The 17,421-nt window shown below is 38.8% G+C and carries 14 protein-coding genes; 1 reads left to right on the plus strand and 13 read right to left on the minus strand.

The genetic code is table 11. The features are described from left to right. Positions 1-40: 40 nt before the first annotated feature. Positions 41-1,303, minus strand: coding sequence for a glycoside hydrolase family 3 N-terminal domain-containing protein (locus tag G631_RS17715; protein WP_051196729.1), 1,263 nt, complete (start codon positions 1,301-1,303; stop codon positions 41-43). 1,102 nt (positions 1,304-2,405) lie between these two features. Beyond that, the gene (glyA, locus tag G631_RS0102275) at positions 2,406-3,644 is read right to left on the minus strand and encodes a serine hydroxymethyltransferase (RefSeq protein WP_026488066.1); all 1,239 of its coding nucleotides are present in this window, start codon (positions 3,642-3,644) and stop codon (positions 2,406-2,408) included. A gap of 174 nt (positions 3,645-3,818) precedes the next feature. On the opposite strand from glyA, the gene G631_RS0102280 reads away from it, so the two are divergent. Continuing rightward, positions 3,819-4,784: a diacylglycerol/lipid kinase family protein gene (locus tag G631_RS0102280; protein ID WP_026488067.1), complete on the plus strand. Its 966-nt coding sequence runs from the start codon at positions 3,819-3,821 to the stop codon at positions 4,782-4,784. A 59-nt stretch (positions 4,785-4,843) separates the two neighbouring features. Here the strand turns inward: G631_RS0102280 and G631_RS0102285 are convergent, their stop codons facing one another. The 11 genes from G631_RS0102285 to G631_RS0102335 form a co-directional block, all read right to left on the minus strand. Beyond that, positions 4,844-5,554, minus strand: a complete 711-nt coding sequence (locus tag G631_RS0102285; protein WP_026488068.1) for a phosphatase PAP2 family protein — start codon at positions 5,552-5,554, stop codon at positions 4,844-4,846. Positions 5,555-5,637: 83 nt separating this feature from the next. Further along, positions 5,638-6,663 carry a glycosyltransferase family 2 protein gene (locus G631_RS0102290; protein ID WP_026488069.1) on the minus strand — a complete coding sequence of 342 codons (1,026 nt, stop codon included), beginning with the start codon at positions 6,661-6,663 and terminating at the stop codon, positions 5,638-5,640. Positions 6,664-6,691: 28 nt separating this feature from the next. Further along, a complete protein-coding gene (locus tag G631_RS0102295) occupies positions 6,692-7,324 on the minus strand; it encodes a DUF1653 domain-containing protein (protein ID WP_026488070.1) in 633 nt (210 codons plus the stop codon). Between the two features lie 132 nt (positions 7,325-7,456). After that, positions 7,457-8,473, minus strand: coding sequence for a DNA polymerase III subunit delta (gene holA, locus G631_RS0102300; protein WP_051196731.1), 1,017 nt, complete (start codon positions 8,471-8,473; stop codon positions 7,457-7,459). Between the two features lie 72 nt (positions 8,474-8,545). Continuing rightward, a complete protein-coding gene (locus tag G631_RS0102305) occupies positions 8,546-10,798 on the minus strand; it encodes a DNA internalization-related competence protein ComEC/Rec2 (protein ID WP_081671194.1) in 2,253 nt (750 codons plus the stop codon). An 18-nt stretch (positions 10,799-10,816) separates the two neighbouring features. After that, entirely contained in the window at positions 10,817-11,761 is a 945-nt protein-coding gene (locus tag G631_RS0102310; RefSeq protein WP_026488073.1) for a GerMN domain-containing protein, read from the minus strand. Continuing rightward, positions 11,758-13,275: a sensor histidine kinase gene (locus G631_RS0102315; protein ID WP_026488074.1), complete on the minus strand. Its 1,518-nt coding sequence runs from the start codon at positions 13,273-13,275 to the stop codon at positions 11,758-11,760. The genes G631_RS0102310 and G631_RS0102315 overlap by 4 nt, the downstream gene beginning before the upstream one ends. A 12-nt stretch (positions 13,276-13,287) precedes the next feature. Continuing rightward, positions 13,288-13,968: a response regulator transcription factor gene (locus G631_RS0102320; RefSeq protein WP_026488075.1), complete on the minus strand. Its 681-nt coding sequence runs from the start codon at positions 13,966-13,968 to the stop codon at positions 13,288-13,290. Between the two features lie 13 nt (positions 13,969-13,981). Then, complete coding sequence (locus G631_RS17720) at positions 13,982-14,626, minus strand: helix-hairpin-helix domain-containing protein (RefSeq protein ID WP_051196733.1); 645 nt, start codon at positions 14,624-14,626, stop codon at positions 13,982-13,984. 97 nt (positions 14,627-14,723) lie between these two features. Then, a complete protein-coding gene (locus G631_RS0102330) occupies positions 14,724-16,223 on the minus strand; it encodes a sugar ABC transporter substrate-binding protein (RefSeq protein ID WP_026488076.1) in 1,500 nt (499 codons plus the stop codon). Then, positions 16,220-17,419: an aspartate aminotransferase family protein gene (locus tag G631_RS0102335; protein WP_242829047.1), complete on the minus strand. Its 1,200-nt coding sequence runs from the start codon at positions 17,417-17,419 to the stop codon at positions 16,220-16,222. The genes G631_RS0102330 and G631_RS0102335 overlap by 4 nt, the downstream gene beginning before the upstream one ends. Positions 17,420-17,421: the final 2 nt, after the last annotated feature.

A 17,421-nucleotide genomic window follows, 5' to 3' on the forward strand; every position in this document is an offset into this window, starting at 1 on the left:
AGCTTTATACATAAAATATAAAGCTCTATACATTATTTATTCAGTTTGTCTGGCCAACCTTGTCAGCATACTTAAGTCTATAAATCCTCTTAAGAGATTCGTCTATTCTCTCCTCAGTTATCTTCCCATTTGATACTGCATCCAGGACTCCCTGATATGCCTCTTCAAAATTCTCTGGAAGATAGATAATGTCAGCTCCGGCAGCAATAGCACTTACTGCGGCCTCTGCAGATGAATACTTACTTGTTATAGCCTCCTGATCAAGAGGGCCCGTTATGACGACTCCATCAAATCCAACGCTGTTCCTGAGTTCGCCCCCTATAATCTCATAAGAAAGTGAAGCAGGTGTATCAACAGAAACAAGTCCCGGAAAAGAGCCATTGCTCATCATTACTGCGCTTACACTTCCATCTCCAATTGTCTTCTGATATACACTATAGTTGCCCGCCATTAACTCATCTTTCGTAATTTCGCTGTCAGAAGTACTTGCCGGGAAATCGTACAGGCAGGCAAATATGCCACCGTCACTTAGAGCATTGGTAAACGAAACTGTCACATCTGAAACCAATGCCACATCAGTTCCATATTTTCCATTCTCAGAAACATCAACACTCGGAGCCAGATCAAAATTAAAGCCATATTTGAACATAGCAGCTGCAATATTTGTTCCAGCGCTATATGCGGTATCAGAATTGTTGATCTCAGGAATATCCAATCCGCCCAAAGATGCAGAAATAGTTCCCTCTGAAGATCCATCCTCTTTTAGAGCTACAAAAATAGGATATTTACTCATATCCCTTGTACTCTTTATCATCTCAGATACCTGTTCCTGAGACTTCAGATTCTTGGGTGAATATACAAGTCCGCATACAGAATACCTGGAAAGCGCATCCTGAGTACTGGACCCTGCCTTGACTACAGTTTCTACACCTGTAAGCTGTTCAGGAGTGACCATAAATAAACCTGCAACCTTATCCTCCAATGTCAGTTCATTAAGACATCCATTTACTATTTCCTCAAGGACATCGCTTTCTGACATCTCTACAGGTTCCTCTTCCACATCAGATGGTGTCTCTATCACAACATTTTCATTTTCTATAGAAGCTTCGAGAGCTGCTTGCTCCTGCAAAGCCTTCTTTTCTCCGATAACCTTTTTAATTGCACCTATTCCAAAACAAACTAAGATAACGATTATAGCAAAAAATGTAAATAATGATATAAATGCAATAAGCTGGTTCTTTTTCCTACGCTGTCTGCGAGCCAGCCTCTTTTCATCAAAATCCTGTTCTTCTAATCTTCCCATACTCTCCCCCGATGCATCCTGGCATCAATATTAATAAAGGCATTTGCCTTATATAAATCCTGTAATCCTACAGTATTTTTCTTATCATAAGGTGTCGATAATTTCTTTTGACACCAACATAATTTTATCATATATATTGTGTAGTGTTCAAACCAGACATGCAATTTCTAGGGATTTTTGATTGATAGCTGATCAGACAGTTTCCAAAAACAAACAAAAAAATAAAAAGTAATAAAAATGGACAAAATCTAAGGGCAGAAGCTTCATCGATATAACCTGCTTCTGCCCTATGCCGAGTACTTATTAACTTCAAATATTTCGTCCAATGGACTGATCCTCCAAGTTCTCAGCTTATTCTTTCCATTAACTCTTGCATTCATATGCTGTGGCTGTAAGATACTTATATTACACTTACCACTCTTCATGTACTCGATAGCTGTTTTCTTACTTCTAATTCTTACTTCTAATTTCTTTTTAAAACCGATCTAACAAAACTTAAAATCTTTTATACTACTAACTTCTTAGTTTGGTGGTCCGTACCATCCTTTCTCTGAATATTTTAACTAACTATCCCTTTGGAGTGTACCTGCCTTTCTTTCTCCAATTGATCTGATTATCTTTGGAGAAGTATTTTGTTTCTTTAGATGCTTTTATTATATGCAACCCCTTTTAAGTTGTCAATACATTTTTAAAATATCTTTTGATTAATTTGATAATTGTACTGTAATTGTCTAATTATCACTCAATTATTATAATTGTATATTCAATATATACAATTTAAAATATTCATTTTTGCCCTTCACGCCCATCTGTAGAAATGTTGATTTTACTGTAAAGCTCAGAAATATGTTTTAAATTGATATTTACCAATTGTCGATTTTCCGTTTTGTGTTTTTGAAAGCGCACCTTCAAGTACACATAAATTGTCTGAAACTTTTGATTTCGAACCAGCAATAAATGTTTTCAGTAGCCAGTTACATACTTAGCTATGTGCAAAAGAAAAACGGCTCAAAGATCTGTACTAGTGTCAGTACACTAGGTCTTTGGGCCGCTTCTTCATATGATCATTATTCTACAAGTATCATATGGTGTCATAATTTTATTATTTGAGTGGATACTTGGATGTTAGCTTTGCAATAATAGCTCTTGCCTCATCATTCTTTTCACCCTTATTTTTTATAACAATAGATATTGCCTCGGCAATATCATCCATATCTGCCTCGTTCATTCCTCTTGTTGTTACAGCAGGTGTTCCAAGGCGGATACCGCTTGTGACAAATGGAGACTGCTGCTCATTAGGGATTGTATTCTTATTGGCTGTTATATGAGCATCATCAAGCCATGCCTCAACTTCTTTTCCTGTAAGGCCAAAGTTTGTAAGGTCAATAAGCATAAGGTGATTGTCAGTTCCTCCAGAAACGATCTGAATTTCTCTATCCATAAGACCCTTACAGAGTGCCTTGGCATTCTTGACTATATTCTGACCATATTCTGTAAACTCAGGAGAAAGAGCTTCCTTGAAACATACAGCCTTGGCTGCAACTACATGTTCAAGTGGGCCACCCTGGATTCCAGGAAATACTGCCTTGTTAAACTTGTACTTATCCTGAGCTGCCTGATTCCAAAGAATAAGTCCTCCTCTAGGTCCTCTAAGAGTCTTGTGTGTTGTGGTTGTAACAACGTCAGCATATGGGAATGGGCTTGGGTGAACTCCTGCTGCTACAAGTCCTGCAATATGTGCCATATCAACCATAAGCACAGCTCCGCAGGCATCTGCTGCTTCTCTAAACTTTTTGAAGTCTATAGTTCTGCAGTAAGCTGATGCGCCAGCAATGATGAGCTTGGGCTTATGCTCTACTGCAAGTCTGTACATCTCCTCGTAGTCCAGAACACCATTCTCGTCTACACCATAAGGAACAACCTTGTAATAAGTTCCAGAAATATTAGCGCTGCTACCGTGGGTAAGATGTCCGCCCTGATTGAGGTTCATTCCCATGATAGTATCCCCAGGCTGCAGAAGAGCAAACTGTACAGCCAGATTAGCCTGCGCACCTGAATGAGGCTGAACATTAGCATAGTCGCAATGGAAGAGCTCTTTTGCTCTCTCGATAGCAAGCTTTTCAACTTCATCTACAACATAACAGCCGCCATAATATCTTTTTCCAGGGAGTCCTTCTGCATATTTGTTGGTCAATGGGCTTCCCATAGCCGCCATAACCGCCTTGCTGGTCCAGTTCTCAGAAGCTATCAATTCAATATGATCATTCTGTCTATCCACCTCTTTCTCAATAAGAGATGCAATTTCTGGGTCAACTGCTCTTAATTCTTCCAATGAATACATAACGAACTCCTCCTATTAACAACACTTTTTCTTTTGCAATGTAATGTGCTAAAGCAACATCTTGCATATCGTAACATACCAAGAAAAAAAATGCTATAATAATTACAATAATTTATTATTTAACAAAATGTCAGGGCTATATGTCCTGACTTTTTTCGGGGAAGGTATGAAAATATGTATTACTGCATTGTTAACCCTTCAGCCAGATCTGGCAAGGGCAAGGAAATCTGGGAAAAACTAGAGGCTAAATTTACAGAAAAAGGTTTAAAATACCAGGCTGTATTTACTAAAGGTCCGGGACATGCAACAAAGCTTGCCAGGAATCTCACTAATAAGGAGCCTGAATCTCAGACTAAAATGCTGGTTGTTCTTGGCGGAGATGGAACCCTGAATGAGGTAATTAACGGCATACAGGATTTTGAAAACACTCTTGTGGGCTATATTCCTATTGGCTCTAGTAACGATTTTGCAAGGGATCTTTCTTATCCCAAGAAAGTTGATGACCTGATAGACCAGATCATAGCTGGTAAAAAGACACGCACCTTAGATCTTGGCAGGCTAACCTATAATTCCATGTCAAGAGAGACTTCAAGGCTTCATGAAGACAGGATTTCTGTAACAAGAATGTTTGATGTTAGTTCCGGAATAGGCTTTGATGCTGCTGTATGCGAGCAGGCGCTATCATCAGGCACCAAGAATTTTTTAAATAAGATAGGCCTTGGAAAATTAACATATGGATCAATAGCTATAAGGCAGCTCCTTGGCGTAGAGAAGGTTCCCTGCGACATAACTCTTGATGATAAAGAAGTGATCCACTTAAAGCGCTTTATCTTTATTGCTGCCATGATACACCACTGCGAGGGAGGAGGCTTTAATTTTGCTCCCAAGGCAGATCTATCTGATGGCAAATTTGACCTTGTGTATGCTGGAAATATGCCTGTATACAGAATGTTATATGCACTGCCCTTTTCATTTACAGGTCACTATTTCTGGATAAAAGGAATAGGCCATCATGTAGTCCAAAAGGTAAACATCAAAACAGATAAGCCCATGTGGGTCCACACTGATGGTGAAGTATCCGTAAAATCTGACAACATCACCTGGGAATGTCTGGAGAAAAAGCTTAACATGATGAATTAAGATGAATAAAAAGAAAAAGCCTGTCACCGCTTGTTAGCGATGGCAGGCTTAATTCATTATTAGTTATATCTGACAGCAACCTTCTCTTCCTGTCTGACACAGAAGCTCTCCATAAAGGAGCTGTGATAAAAGACAATGTAGAAAATGATTGCCATGATAAATGCTGTTATTACATCGTAGAAAGAATGCTGCTTAACAAAAAGAGTAGATAAAATAATAAGCGCTCCTATTATATCCATGATAATAACACCAATTTTATTAAATCTCTTACTGTGATGAACAGCTATCATGGTTCCTATTGAATTATAGACATGGATACTAGGCCAGAGGTTCGTCGGCGTATCTGTGCTATAAATAAACTGAACCAAATGAGTAAACACGTTATCCCTTGGCATAGTAACAGGCCTTAGGTTATGCATGTTAGGAAACAGCGTTGATATTATAAGGAATATTGTCATTCCTGTTGCCAGGAAAAAGAAATTCTTGTAATAATCCTCTACATCAAAAGATACCATAAAAAACAATAATGTAAGTGCTACATAAGCAAACCACATGAAATACGGAATAATGAAGGCCTCCACAAAAGGAATATGGTCATCCACCACTGTATGTATCACTGCATAATGCGAAAACTTGTGTTTCTCAATAAGAATAAACCAATAAAGATAAATGGGCGCATATATAAAGATCGGAGTCGCAAGCTTTAAAAGATCACGAAAGGTCTCTTTGTTCATACTCCTTCCCGTCCATTCCTCATATAATTTTTTCATAATAATCCCTCACAGGCATCTGGCAGCCAAATGCCTAAAAACAATGAAATAAAACCTTCGATTACTCTACCACAATAATTCAATTAATTAAAGTGGAAAATCTTCTGTAACAATTTGTAGCCAGCAAGAGTAATCTTTCTTCCTCCCTTACCTGGAAGGTAGATATATGTTCCTTCTATGCTGTATCTGATCTTAAGATACAGGAGGTAGTTCTTTTCCTTGATGTATTCCAAAAGTTCTTTTCTCTTGGCAAGATTCTCTTTGGTATCCTCAGTAATCAAAAGAACTGATGAAATAGCGGTAATGATCTCAAGGTAATTGAACATGTATTTATGACGCTCTTTCTGGGAGCGGATCATACCATAATTCTCTACATAATAGTCAACCATGAGCTTGTTAACACGAAGCTGCTGATCAATTCTGGAGAGCATGATCTTCTGATTAACTGACTGATCCTCTCGACCAATGTAATAATAGTAGAAGTTAACATCCAGATAGTACATGGTCTTAACAAAAGGAAGTGGATTGAATACATAAATATTGTCTACATAGAAGGTATGCTCAGGGAGCTTAAGTCCGCACTGCTGTAAGAGTTTTGTTCTAAAGATAACAGAGTGCATTAAAAGGTAATGTCCCTTAGGTGTTCTCTTAATATCTTTCCAGGTAAAGAGCTGCTCAATAGGGAACATTGTGTTGTATCTCATTACCTTGTGTCTCTTCTCTCCAACCTTGTTATAAACAAAGTTACTGATAAGAAGATCAAGCGTTGTCTCTCCTCCAACAAGTTCTGAAAGAGTTGATAAAATTTTGCGATACGCGATCTCTTTTACCCAGTCATCTGAATCAACGACCTTGAAATATAGACCTGTAGCATTTTCTATACCTGCATTAACTGCACTGCCGTGTCCGCCATTGGGCTTATGGATAGCTTTGCAGATTGTAGGATACTTAGCAGCATATGCATCTGCTATCTCTGCAGTTTTATCCTTGGAACCATCATCTACAATCAGGATTTCAACATCCTCGCCACCTACAAGAAGTGAGTCGATGCACTTCTCCATGTAGCCTTCAGAATTGTAGCATGGTACAGCAATTGAAAGTAATTTCATTTCTAAATAAACTCCTTAAATCTATATATTATCTGAGCCTAGTACTCTCAAATTTCTCCATAGTATTGAGACATGTGCGAAGATCATTGTATCTGTCATACACATCGCCTTCATTGACAACCACTCCAAGAGATAAAGCCATAATATCAATCATCTCATTGGTGATCGTAGGTCTGAGTTTGGATAAGATGTCATTCTTGTCAGCTGCAAGATCAGCATCCATAAACTCGATGACAAGAGGATCAAGATTAAGTTCCTGGGCCTCTTCATCCACACTCTTATCCATTATCTGTGAATGCTTGTAGGGCTCTTTTCTGAACTTTTCTCTCTCCGTAGCAATATGAGACTTTTCATTGCTTTCTGACATATTTTCTTTTTCAGTCTTGTCTGCAGCCATCTCTATAGGCTTGTCAGGTGATACTGTTTCAGGTTCTACCTTCTCAAAACGATACTTCTGAGTAACATCAGGATATTTAACATGATCAACCTCAGACATAAACATATCTAAAGGCCTCACATAAACCTTATAGTCCCCATAAAGAGCCTGGTAAACTACCATTTCCTCTCTCGTTTCAGAATGAATGGCAATAGAAATTATCTGATACAGTTTGTTCTTGAAATGTCTATATAATTCCTGTGGTACTGGTCTTGGTCTGTTCACAACTATCCTCCATACTATATATACAGTTATATACAAGATATAGTTGCAAAATACCCACGCAACCATTTCCTAGTATAATCCCATACCTTCATTATTTCAAATCCCCAAAACATTTAAAGTGGTAAAAAGCCTTTATTTACCTGCTGTGCACTTGATGATCACCATTTCTACGCTGATAACATAATCGAGTTTACCAGTCTTAACAGCTTCATCATTGCCGGCGCAAAGTTCCAGAGTTTCGACAAGTTCTTCTCTGGAATACCCCTTTGCCCAGTTTATATACTTGCCAACAAGAAATGGTGCCAGCTTTACAGCACTTGCTATAGAACCATTGTCCCTTCTGTTATCGCTCATTTCTTTTACCTGAAGCATCAGGTTAAACTGCCTTGTAATAAGGGCCAGTATCTTAGCAGGCGGTTCCTTAAGGGCAAGAAGGTCATAGTATAGGTCAATGGCTCTTTTCTGATTTTTCTCTACTATGGCATCTGTCATGGCAAAGATGCGGTTTGTAAGCCAGTTTGCACAGACAGCTTCTATATCCTCTTCTGTAATCTCGCTTTTATCCATGCAATAGCAAATTAGCTTTTCAAGCTCCGTGCTAATGTTGGACATATCAGTGCCTACCCTGTCTATCATAAAGGCAAGTGCCCTTGGAGAAATGCTCTTGCCCTCGCTCTTGACCTTGCCTGCAATCCAGGTCTTTAAAATGCCCTCATCCTGCTCATCACAACACATCTCAAAGCCATTCTTGGATACAGTCTTGTAGATATCTTTACGCTTGTCTACTTCCTTTTCTGCAAAGATAAAAAAGGTAGTTTCAGCTGGAGCCTTCAGATAATCTGCTAGTTCAGGGCATCCGTTCTTGAAAAAGCCACTATTTTCTATAAGGATAACTCTCTTATCTGACAAAAAAGGCATTGTCTCAGCCATATCAATAATCTCTCCAGGATTAAGATCGTTTCCTTCATACCTAGAAAAATTCATGGATGCCATATCTCCTGAAAGTGCCTTAACAAGCTTATCCCTGTTCTGATTTCTAAGGTAGGCTTCCTCCCCATATATCAGATAACACTGCTTAAAAGTGGCATTTTTTATATCTTCATTTATTTGTCTTTGTTTTACTGAAAAATCTGATGTCTTAGCCGCCATTTTTTACACTCCAATTAATATGTTAACACAGAGCGCGTAAAATTCACATTATTATCGTCATAGCGTTTGTTATTATAGAAATTCCCTTATCATCACTTTCTGCCCTGACACAGTCACAGTAATTGCTCCTGACCTGTCAGTCCTATAAATTCTTGTACTACCTCCATCAAAGCGCTCCAGAAGTTCTTTGTGAGGATGACCGTATCTATTGTCTATGCCGCAGCTTATTAGCGCAATCCTTGGATTCAGATAATCAAGCATTTCCTTGCTTGTACTATTCTTAGAACCATGATGAGCCACCTTTAGGAGCGTTATTTTCTGAAGCATTTCCTGATTACCTTTTATATCATCTAATAAATGCCTTTCGCCATCCCCCTCCACATCACCGGTAAACAGTGCGGAAAAATCTTTATACTTCAGATACAGAACTGAAGAATAAGCATTAGCTCCTTCTACAGTCATCTTGCTCACAGGATTAAGGCATCTTATTTCAACGGCAGAATTGATCCTGTCTTTGCAGCTGATATAGCTTACAGGAATATTAAGATCTTTTGCTCTATTTATCAGCCTTTTATAGTTCTCACCCTTTGAAGCTTCAGAAATATCAGGCATTACTAGATTTTTAATCCTGATCCCACCTTTTTCCATATCATCCATTATTTCAAAAACGCCGGATATATGGTCCTCATCCTCATGCGTTATAAAAACTGCGTCAAGAGTTCCTATTCCTTCATAATACAGATAAGGAATTATAGTATACTTGCCTATATCCTTTTTATCAGTGCTTCCTCCATCTATCAAATAATTTTCTCTTCTGGTCCTTATAACTATGCCATCCCCCTGTCCTACATCTAGCATTGATATCTGGAGCTCCGGTCTTGGATCAAGCAAAAGAAAAGTCAGAGAAACTCCAAGTATTAGAACTCCCCACTTGTAGTTTTCTCTATTACGCGTTCTCTCTATCATGGTCACAAAAACAAGCAGTCCCAAGACATAAATAAGAATCTGCAGCTTGCTGGCATGACCAAGATACAGTTTCCCAACAGGAAGTCTTGCTGAAAGCACACTCAAGGCTTCATACCATTTAAGGATCAAATGTATCATAGCACTCACAATGACAATTCTGGTGTTTAATACAAGCCCTAAGACCATAAGTATTATTCCCAGGATCATAAGAGGCGCCATCAGAGGCAGGATAAAAAGATTTAAAAATACCGACTGTATTGGATAAACAAAATAAAAGCTCATATATACAGGAACTGTAGCAAGAAAGATTGACAAGCCTGCGATCAGACTACTCTTTACATAGTTTTGAGTTTTCTTGAAAAGCCCCTCTTTTTTGTCATCTGCAAACTTTAGGCGACTGCATTTTTCTTTTGGAATCAGTTTGATTACAGCTGGCATGATATATCCAATTCCAACTATTGCCCCAAAGGAGAAAAGAAAACCGCTGTTATACAAATACAAGGGCTGCTCAATAAGAAGTAGAAGTTCCACCAGAGAAAGGGCAGATAAAAGATCATAAGTTCTTCCAATCACCTTAGCCAGAAGACTTAAAGCAAACATAACAATTGCTCTTGCTGCGGACGAGCTCATCCCACACATTTGGCCATAGAAATACATTAATATAACTGGCATAAGCGCCCTAGGGATCATGGGTAGCCTTAGTCTTTTTAGAAGCCTGTAAAGGCCCATGCCCAGAATAGAAATATGAAGGCCACTTACAGCCAGAATATGTATTATTCCAGCGTCCTTGTAGAGTCTTTTGGTATTCTCATCCATAAAGGCCTTATCTCCTAGAAGTATCGCTTTCATAACAGATGAATCTTTACTATCAAGATTTTCATCAAGTACCTTTTCCAGGCTATACTTTATCTGATAAAGTGTCTCATATACTTTATTCTCATTTCCTGCTCTTTTAATAATCTGAGCATCTTTTATCCTATATTCAATTTTAAGTGTTGAATAATAAAGGCGAGAGTCAAATTCACCAGGATTTCTCCCGGAAGAAAAGGATTTTATAATGCCAGAAACCATTACGTATTCACCTACCTTAGGTTCCTTATAATCCTCTTTAGACATATAACATTGAATGTATTTATTACAAAGGCTTATCTTTCTCTCTTGTGGAATGATATAGAGTACAGGTGATAACTCTCCCAAATAATCGACACGGTATTCCTTGCGGTCAACCATGCCAACTATTTGTATTTTATTACCATCTTCCTTTGAATGATCAAAAAGGTGATCAGATAAAAAGAATTCAAGATATAAATAGACAATCGCCGTTATTACTAATGATAAAAAGCATAACGGTCGTTTCATATTATTAGTTTTCCTTATTTAGTCGATGAGATCCAAATTTCTCTCATAGGATCCATTTATAAGATAGTCCATATAAGTAAAGGCTGATTCACCATTTACCGAGAAAACAACCTTATTTATATTTGGAAGCTCTGTAAGTGTATTTACTACAGAATAAATAGCCACTTCTGCAGAAACCGAATTGGGCTGATATAAAAATGCGCTGTCAAAATCAATATAGCAGACTCCGTCTTTAACGTTGATACTCTTAACCTTGGCATCTTTGGAAAGCGTTGGAAAGGCAATATCCGTGTTAGGTCCACTTATAACCTGCTCTACAGCAAGCTTCTCCATTGAGATATTACTGTTATATACAACAGATCTATAAACCGGAACAAGCTTTGTTCCGTCGCTGCTTGCAAAAAAGAGCTTTAGTTCAACCTTTTCATAGGTATTGATCTCATTACCAGCATTATAAATGAAAGTATCAGCAGACATGTTACCGATAACATTGCCATAATGGTCAGTTATAGGAGTACCCTCAATCTGAAAAGACACATATTCGATACTGTCAAGCTGAGTAAAGGTTCTTACTATTGCTGCCCTATCCAGAATTTCTATGGTTCTTCCAAGTTCCAGGTAATTGGGGTTGAAATTTAGAGTCAAAAGTTTATCGTGGAGTGAATACCCTATAAGCTCTATTCCTCCGGAAATAGGAGCTTCATACTGCATTCTGTCAGGCATCTCTTTTAATACACTGATAAGTTCAGTAATTGCAGCATCAGAATCATCCATAGAAGAGGTCAGCTCATAGTCCTGAGAAATAATCCCTGTCTCACTCGCATTGACATAGTAAACCTTTATGGTCTTGTCTGAAGTGGCCGTATTTTTCCCACAGCCTGTCCCCATAACCAAAACCATTAAAAGCGCAGGGATAAATCCAAAACGAAGTATTAAGTTTTTAACATTTATTCTTCCTGTCATTGCTTCTTCCCTGAATTAAATAGCGGAATCTTGATAGTAAAGGTTGTGCCCTCACCCAAAGTGCTCTTTACATCAATTGATCCTCTGTGCATCAATACGGCATTTCGCGCAATTGCAAGGCCAAGGCCTGTGCCACCAATCTCTCTGGACCTTGACTTGTCTACCCGGTAAAATCTCTCATAGATATGATCAAGAGCCTGCTCAGGAATTCCAACTCCTGAATCAATAACATCCATATAAAAATACTGATGATCTGCATCAAGTTCAACTCTTACAAATCCATTTTTCTTGTTATACTTAATAGCATTCTCAACAAGGTTCATGATAACAAGAGATATCTTTACCTCATCGATTTCAGCTGTAATAGCCCTCTTACTGTCAAGAACAAGTTCAACATTATGTTTCCTGGCAATAGGCCTCATTCTCTTTAATACACCTTCTGTTAGATCAACTACATCAACCTCTGTTATAACAAGGCCAGCTGAAGTCTTGTCCATTCTGACAAGGGCCAACAGATCGTTGATTATCTTATCCTCTCTGTCAATCTCATGGCCTATATCCTTCATAAATTCCCTATAGACCTCATTGGGAACATCTTCCTGAGCCAAAAGAGAATCCGCCAGAATCTTGACCGATGTGATAGGTGTTTTGAGCTCGTGAGATACGTTTGATACAAATTCCTGCCTAGAGTCATCTAGAACCTTCATTCTGCGAAGAAGCGCATTAAAGGCCTTGATGATCTGCTCTGTCTCCAAATAATTAGGGCCAACAATAGGCTTATCTGTATATCCTTCCTTGATATCATTGATAGCAGCTGTAATTCGGTCAAAAGGTTTGTACAAGGCATATGAAACTATAGCCGCATAAGCTATGATTACCATAACAATCAGAATTTCAATTGTAGTAGCCCTTCTATCCAGAATTTCCAATGTTGTAGCAATTGTGTCAGTAGAAACACTTGTAAGAAGAACGCCTCTTACCACCTCACTACTATCACCTTTTTCAGATACATCCTGTTCTTCTATAAGCTGAGTTTCAATAATAGGTGTGATCAACTCTATATAGCCGTTTCCCTGATCGTAGCTGGACATAGTTCCCTTTGAACCAGTCTTCAAGCATTTTACAACTTCTTCTGAAATAATGGTCTTACCCTGGCTGATGCTATAGGTGTCCTTAACAACCTTAAGGTCGTCATTTATGACCATCACACGTCCATCATAAAGATTAGCCAGCATATCCAGCTCTGCATTTATCACATCAGAGGATGGATCCTGCAAGTAATTGTAAACAATAAGGTGATTAGCCAAGATCTTAAGCTGAGTCTGAACCTCGGTAGATTTGACACTGACAGCACGATCTTCATAGCTAGCCAGGATTATCTTGTGCATGAAAACACAAGATAGTAAACCTGTGATAGCTACTACTATAAAGAATCGCACTCTAAGACTCTTTAGAATGTCCTTGATTTTTAATTGTTTAAAGATTTTTATAATGCTATTTACTATATTTTTCATAAGGTCAACTTATCAGGCCTGGAAATAATAGCCACTTCCCCATTTAGTGCGAACATATCTTGGCTCGCTTGGGTTTGGCTCTAATTTCTCACGAAGTCTTCTGATGTGAACATCTACAGTTCTTACATCTCCAGGATAATCGTTTCCCCAAATAGTGGTCAAAAGCTCTTCTCTTGAATAAATCTTGCCAGGGTTTGATGCAAGAAGTTCTAAAAGCTCATACTCACGGCTTGTTACATTGATCTCTCTAGTACCTACAAACACTCTTCTGTACTCTTCATGAAGCTTAAGATCGCCATAAGTAATAACACCCTTATTCTCTGAGCTCTTATTAGCTCTACGCATGATAGCCTTGATCCTGGCCTTAACTTCAAGAATATTGAAAGGCTTGGTAATATAATCATCTGCTCCGTATTCAAGGCCAAGTATCTTGTCCATGTCATCGCCCTTGGCAGTCAGCATAATGATCGGAACATTTGAAAATTCTCTGATCTGCTGGCATACTTCAAAGCCAGACATTACTGGAAGCATAACATCCAGAAGAATGATGTCATAGTTACTGGTTCTCGCCTTATCGAGAGCTTCCTGTCCGTCATAGGCACAGTCAACTTCAATATCATCCTGCTCAAGACTAAACTTAATGCCCTTAACTATTATTTTCTCATCATCTACTACTAGCGCCTTTTTACCCATTTCTCCACCATTTCTATACTGTTATATGATCCTTGATCTTAGAAAACAGCTTATCTTTGATGCCTGATACCTTCATGATATCTTCTATACAAGTAAAATTGCCATTTTCTGAGCGATAATCTACAATCTTGCCGGCAATCCCATCGCCTATCCCCGGCAAAGTCTTGAGTTCGTCAATTGAAGCCCTATTTATATTAACAAGACTACCATCACTTACCTGAGAAGAACAATTTCCAAGACTTCCATCAATAGCACTGTCAAAAGACCTGCCATCAGCCAAAGCTCCTGCCGCCTCTTCCTTAGTTGGAATCTGCAACTTGATACCATCTGATAAAGGAGCCGCCAGATTAACAATGGTCTTATCAGCATCTTCTGAAAAGCCACCCGCAGCCTCTATAGCATCAACAGCCCTATGCCCTTCCTTAAGGTAATAGACTCCAGGTTCGTTAACTGCTCCACAGACAAATATTACAAGTTCCTTGTCAGAAGTTCCACCATCGCTAGTTTCTCTGGCTAAAGCCTCATTATCATCATCCGTTATCTGTATACTGGCACTTTCTAAACTGTCATCAGTTAAAATAACCTCTGCTGAATCTGCCCGTCTACATCCTGTAAGTACCATCATCAGTACTAATACTGTTATTAAAATATTACGCATGTTTCCTCCATCAGAGGACCCCGCCATGCATTATCTATTTTATTTTATTAAAGAAAATAAAGCAACTCCATTAGAAATAATGTCGCTTTGTGCTATCTCAGTCACTATCCTCTGTAAGCCCCGCTGTGATAGCCTCATCATCCGGATCAGGAATAGTCTCTTCCACATAGCTCTCACCTGTAGCCTGAGTCATGATGCTTTCAGATACCTGTTTGAGAGTTGAATTACAATCCTCTCCATTCCATATCTTTGTAAAAGCTATTTCAAGTTCCATCCATAGATTGCTGGTTTCAATAGTCTTGGGCATAGGAACTGAATCATTGTAAACATTTAAGAATGTTGAAATGTTACTGTCGTTGTATCTTACTCCATAATGAGCTGCAATCTTGCCACTATTGGTATAAATATCGCCTGAATTATCATTGCACAGAAATCTGGCTACTGCATTGGCTTCTGTAATGTGCTCCGTATAACCATTGACTACAATGCAGTTAGTAACTGACATTGTCCTCGTTCCGAAGTCACTTGTAAGCCCTGGCATATCTGCAACAGCAAACTCATAAGGACATTCTCCCGAATCCTGCGCTTCCTTGATCTTGGCGAGAATATCAGTAGTTGCAACGGTAAATACTATCTTGCCGTCTATGAAATCACTAACTACCTTGTCATAGTCAATATCATCTGCATCTATAGCAAAGAACTGGTTAAGCTGCTGATAAATTTTCATGCAGCTGATCGTATCTGTATTATATATGTCAATCTTGCTGACATCATCACCAGCTCTTCCGCCAACATTCATATAATTTCCTACAAAAAAGTAGTTGTAGAAAATATCTGTTACATCCCACTTAAACACCGCTTCAACCTGCTCAGGGGCGTTATAGCTTTGTGAAAACTTCAAAATATCAGAAATTGTAAGAGGAAGGCTCTTTTCAACCTCTTCATCAATCATAACCTGTGTTATCTCTGTACTGGTCTCAGTTGTGCTCTCATCTGATGCACCCTCTGATGCGCCTTCTGATGCGCTGTCTATAGCGTTCTGAGCAGCTTCTCCGTCAGCAGCATCTATCTCTGACTGCATATTCTCAACAGCCATTTCTTCCAGATAAGTCTTGTTGTATACAAGTGAGCTTGTTTCAAAATACAAAGGATAGGCTATATATCTGTTGTCATATATTACTGAGCTGATAGCTGCATTTGGAAACATTTCCTCAGAAAGGTAATCCTCCCCGTCTGTAATCTCCATAGCAAGTCCAGCCAGATAGGCCTTTTCCAATGAATCATTTGTTATTATAAAAAGATCAGGGTAATTATCATCTGTAAGAGAAGCCTTATTGATTTCTTCAAGATATTCCAGGCCGGAAACAAGAACAGGCTCTATACGAACACTTTTATTACTCTCTGAATAGGCTACCGCTCTACTCTGAAGGTAGCTGGTAAGCGAGTCATCCGTATACCATAATCTAACTGTTGTCTTATTCCCTGGAAATAGCGAACGATTTTCAAAAATGCTCTGTCCCGAGCGGGCATACACCATGGTGCCCGCAAGGGTACATGCTATTAGTATAATAGAAAAAATTCTGATTCTTAATTTCATACAGACTCCAGACAAGATCTCAAAATGCCGATCATGTCATCCACATCCTCTTTCGTAATAATAAGAGGTGGAACAAATCTGATTATATCAGAACCGGCATTTATCAGGATCAGTCCCTTGTTAAGAGCCCTTCCAATCACCTCCGAAACAGGCCTGTCAAAAACAAGACCCTGCATCAGACCCGCACCTCTTCGGTCAACTATGAAATCATACTGGTCCTTAAGCTCATCTAAGCGCTTTTCTAAATAAGGAGCAACTTCTTTCACATTCTCTATTATATTGTCCTGTTTAAATAAATCAAGTACTTTACTGACAGCTGTACAAGCAAAAGGGTTTCCTCCATAGGTGGTTCCATGATCACCGGCGACCAGAGAATTTGCCCCTACTTTCTCAGTCATAAGAAATGCTCCAACAGGCACTCCACATCCAAGTGCCTTGGCTGTGGTCATGATATCAGGCCTTATTCCATATTTCTGCCAGGCAAACATGTAGCCTGTTCTTCCCATTCCGCATTGTATCTCATCAAGGATCAGGAGAATATCTTTTTCATCGCACAATTTCCTAAGTCCTGATAAAAACTCCTCTGTGGCAGGGTGAATGCCGCCTTCTCCCTGAACTGTCTCAAGGATAATAGCGCATGTTCTATCAGTAACATTTTTATAAACGCTATCAAGGTCATTTAGATCAGCAAACTTAATATTCCCGATCATTGGTTCAAATGCTTCTCTGTAATGGGGATTTCCTGTAACAGATAATGCACCGAAGGTCCTTCCATGGAAGGAATGGTTCATTGCAATGATCTCCCCGTCATTTTTGCCTGTTTTATTATAGTAGTACTTCCTGGCAGCCTTTAAAGCACCTTCTACCGCCTCAGCTCCACTGTTTGTAAAAAAGACTCTGTCCATTTTCGAAACTTCTTTTATCTTTTTGGCAGCTTCTATTGCGGGAACATTATAGTAATAGTTTGATGTATGAAGGAGCTTGTCAATCTGGGTTTTAAGGGCATCATTATACTCTTTATTATTGTACCCAAGAGCAAAAACAGCTATTCCCGAAACAAAATCAAGATACTTTTTGCCATCTGTGTCATATAAATAAACTCCATCTCCCCTGTCCAATACAATCTGATACCTGTTGTAGGTATGAAGAAGTGCCTTTTCTGCCTCATCAATATATTTCTGCATTGTCTCGCTCATTT

Origin of the sequence: Butyrivibrio sp. XBB1001 (genome assembly GCF_000424505.1) — a bacterium.
Lineage (GTDB): Bacteria > Bacillota > Clostridia > Lachnospirales > Lachnospiraceae > Butyrivibrio.

Excerpts from the sequence above, each read along its gene's own strand:
- G631_RS0102290 (WP_026488069.1), bottom strand. The coding sequence starts at position 6,663 with ATGAAATTACTTTCAATTGCTGTACCATGCTACAATTCTGAAGGCTAC.
- G631_RS0102305 (WP_081671194.1), bottom strand. The coding sequence starts at position 10,798 with ATGAAACGACCGTTATGCTTTTTATCATTAGTAATAACGGCGATTGTC.
- G631_RS0102320 (WP_026488075.1), bottom strand. The coding sequence starts at position 13,968 with ATGGGTAAAAAGGCGCTAGTAGTAGATGATGAGAAAATAATAGTTAAG.
- G631_RS0102280 (WP_026488067.1), top strand. The coding sequence starts at position 3,819 with ATGTATTACTGCATTGTTAACCCTTCAGCCAGATCTGGCAAGGGCAAG.
- G631_RS0102335 (WP_242829047.1), bottom strand. The coding sequence starts at position 17,419 with ATGAGCGAGACAATGCAGAAATATATTGATGAGGCAGAAAAGGCACTT.
- G631_RS0102285 (WP_026488068.1), bottom strand. The coding sequence starts at position 5,554 with ATGAAAAAATTATATGAGGAATGGACGGGAAGGAGTATGAACAAAGAG.
- holA (WP_051196731.1), bottom strand. The coding sequence starts at position 8,473 with ATGGCGGCTAAGACATCAGATTTTTCAGTAAAACAAAGACAAATAAAT.
- G631_RS0102330 (WP_026488076.1), bottom strand. The coding sequence starts at position 16,223 with ATGAAATTAAGAATCAGAATTTTTTCTATTATACTAATAGCATGTACC.
- G631_RS0102310 (WP_026488073.1), bottom strand. The coding sequence starts at position 11,761 with ATGACAGGAAGAATAAATGTTAAAAACTTAATACTTCGTTTTGGATTT.
- glyA (WP_026488066.1), bottom strand. The coding sequence starts at position 3,644 with ATGTATTCATTGGAAGAATTAAGAGCAGTTGACCCAGAAATTGCATCT.
- G631_RS17720 (WP_051196733.1), bottom strand. The coding sequence starts at position 14,626 with ATGCGTAATATTTTAATAACAGTATTAGTACTGATGATGGTACTTACA.
- G631_RS0102315 (WP_026488074.1), bottom strand. The coding sequence starts at position 13,275 with ATGAAAAATATAGTAAATAGCATTATAAAAATCTTTAAACAATTAAAA.
- G631_RS17715 (WP_051196729.1), bottom strand. The coding sequence starts at position 1,303 with ATGGGAAGATTAGAAGAACAGGATTTTGATGAAAAGAGGCTGGCTCGC.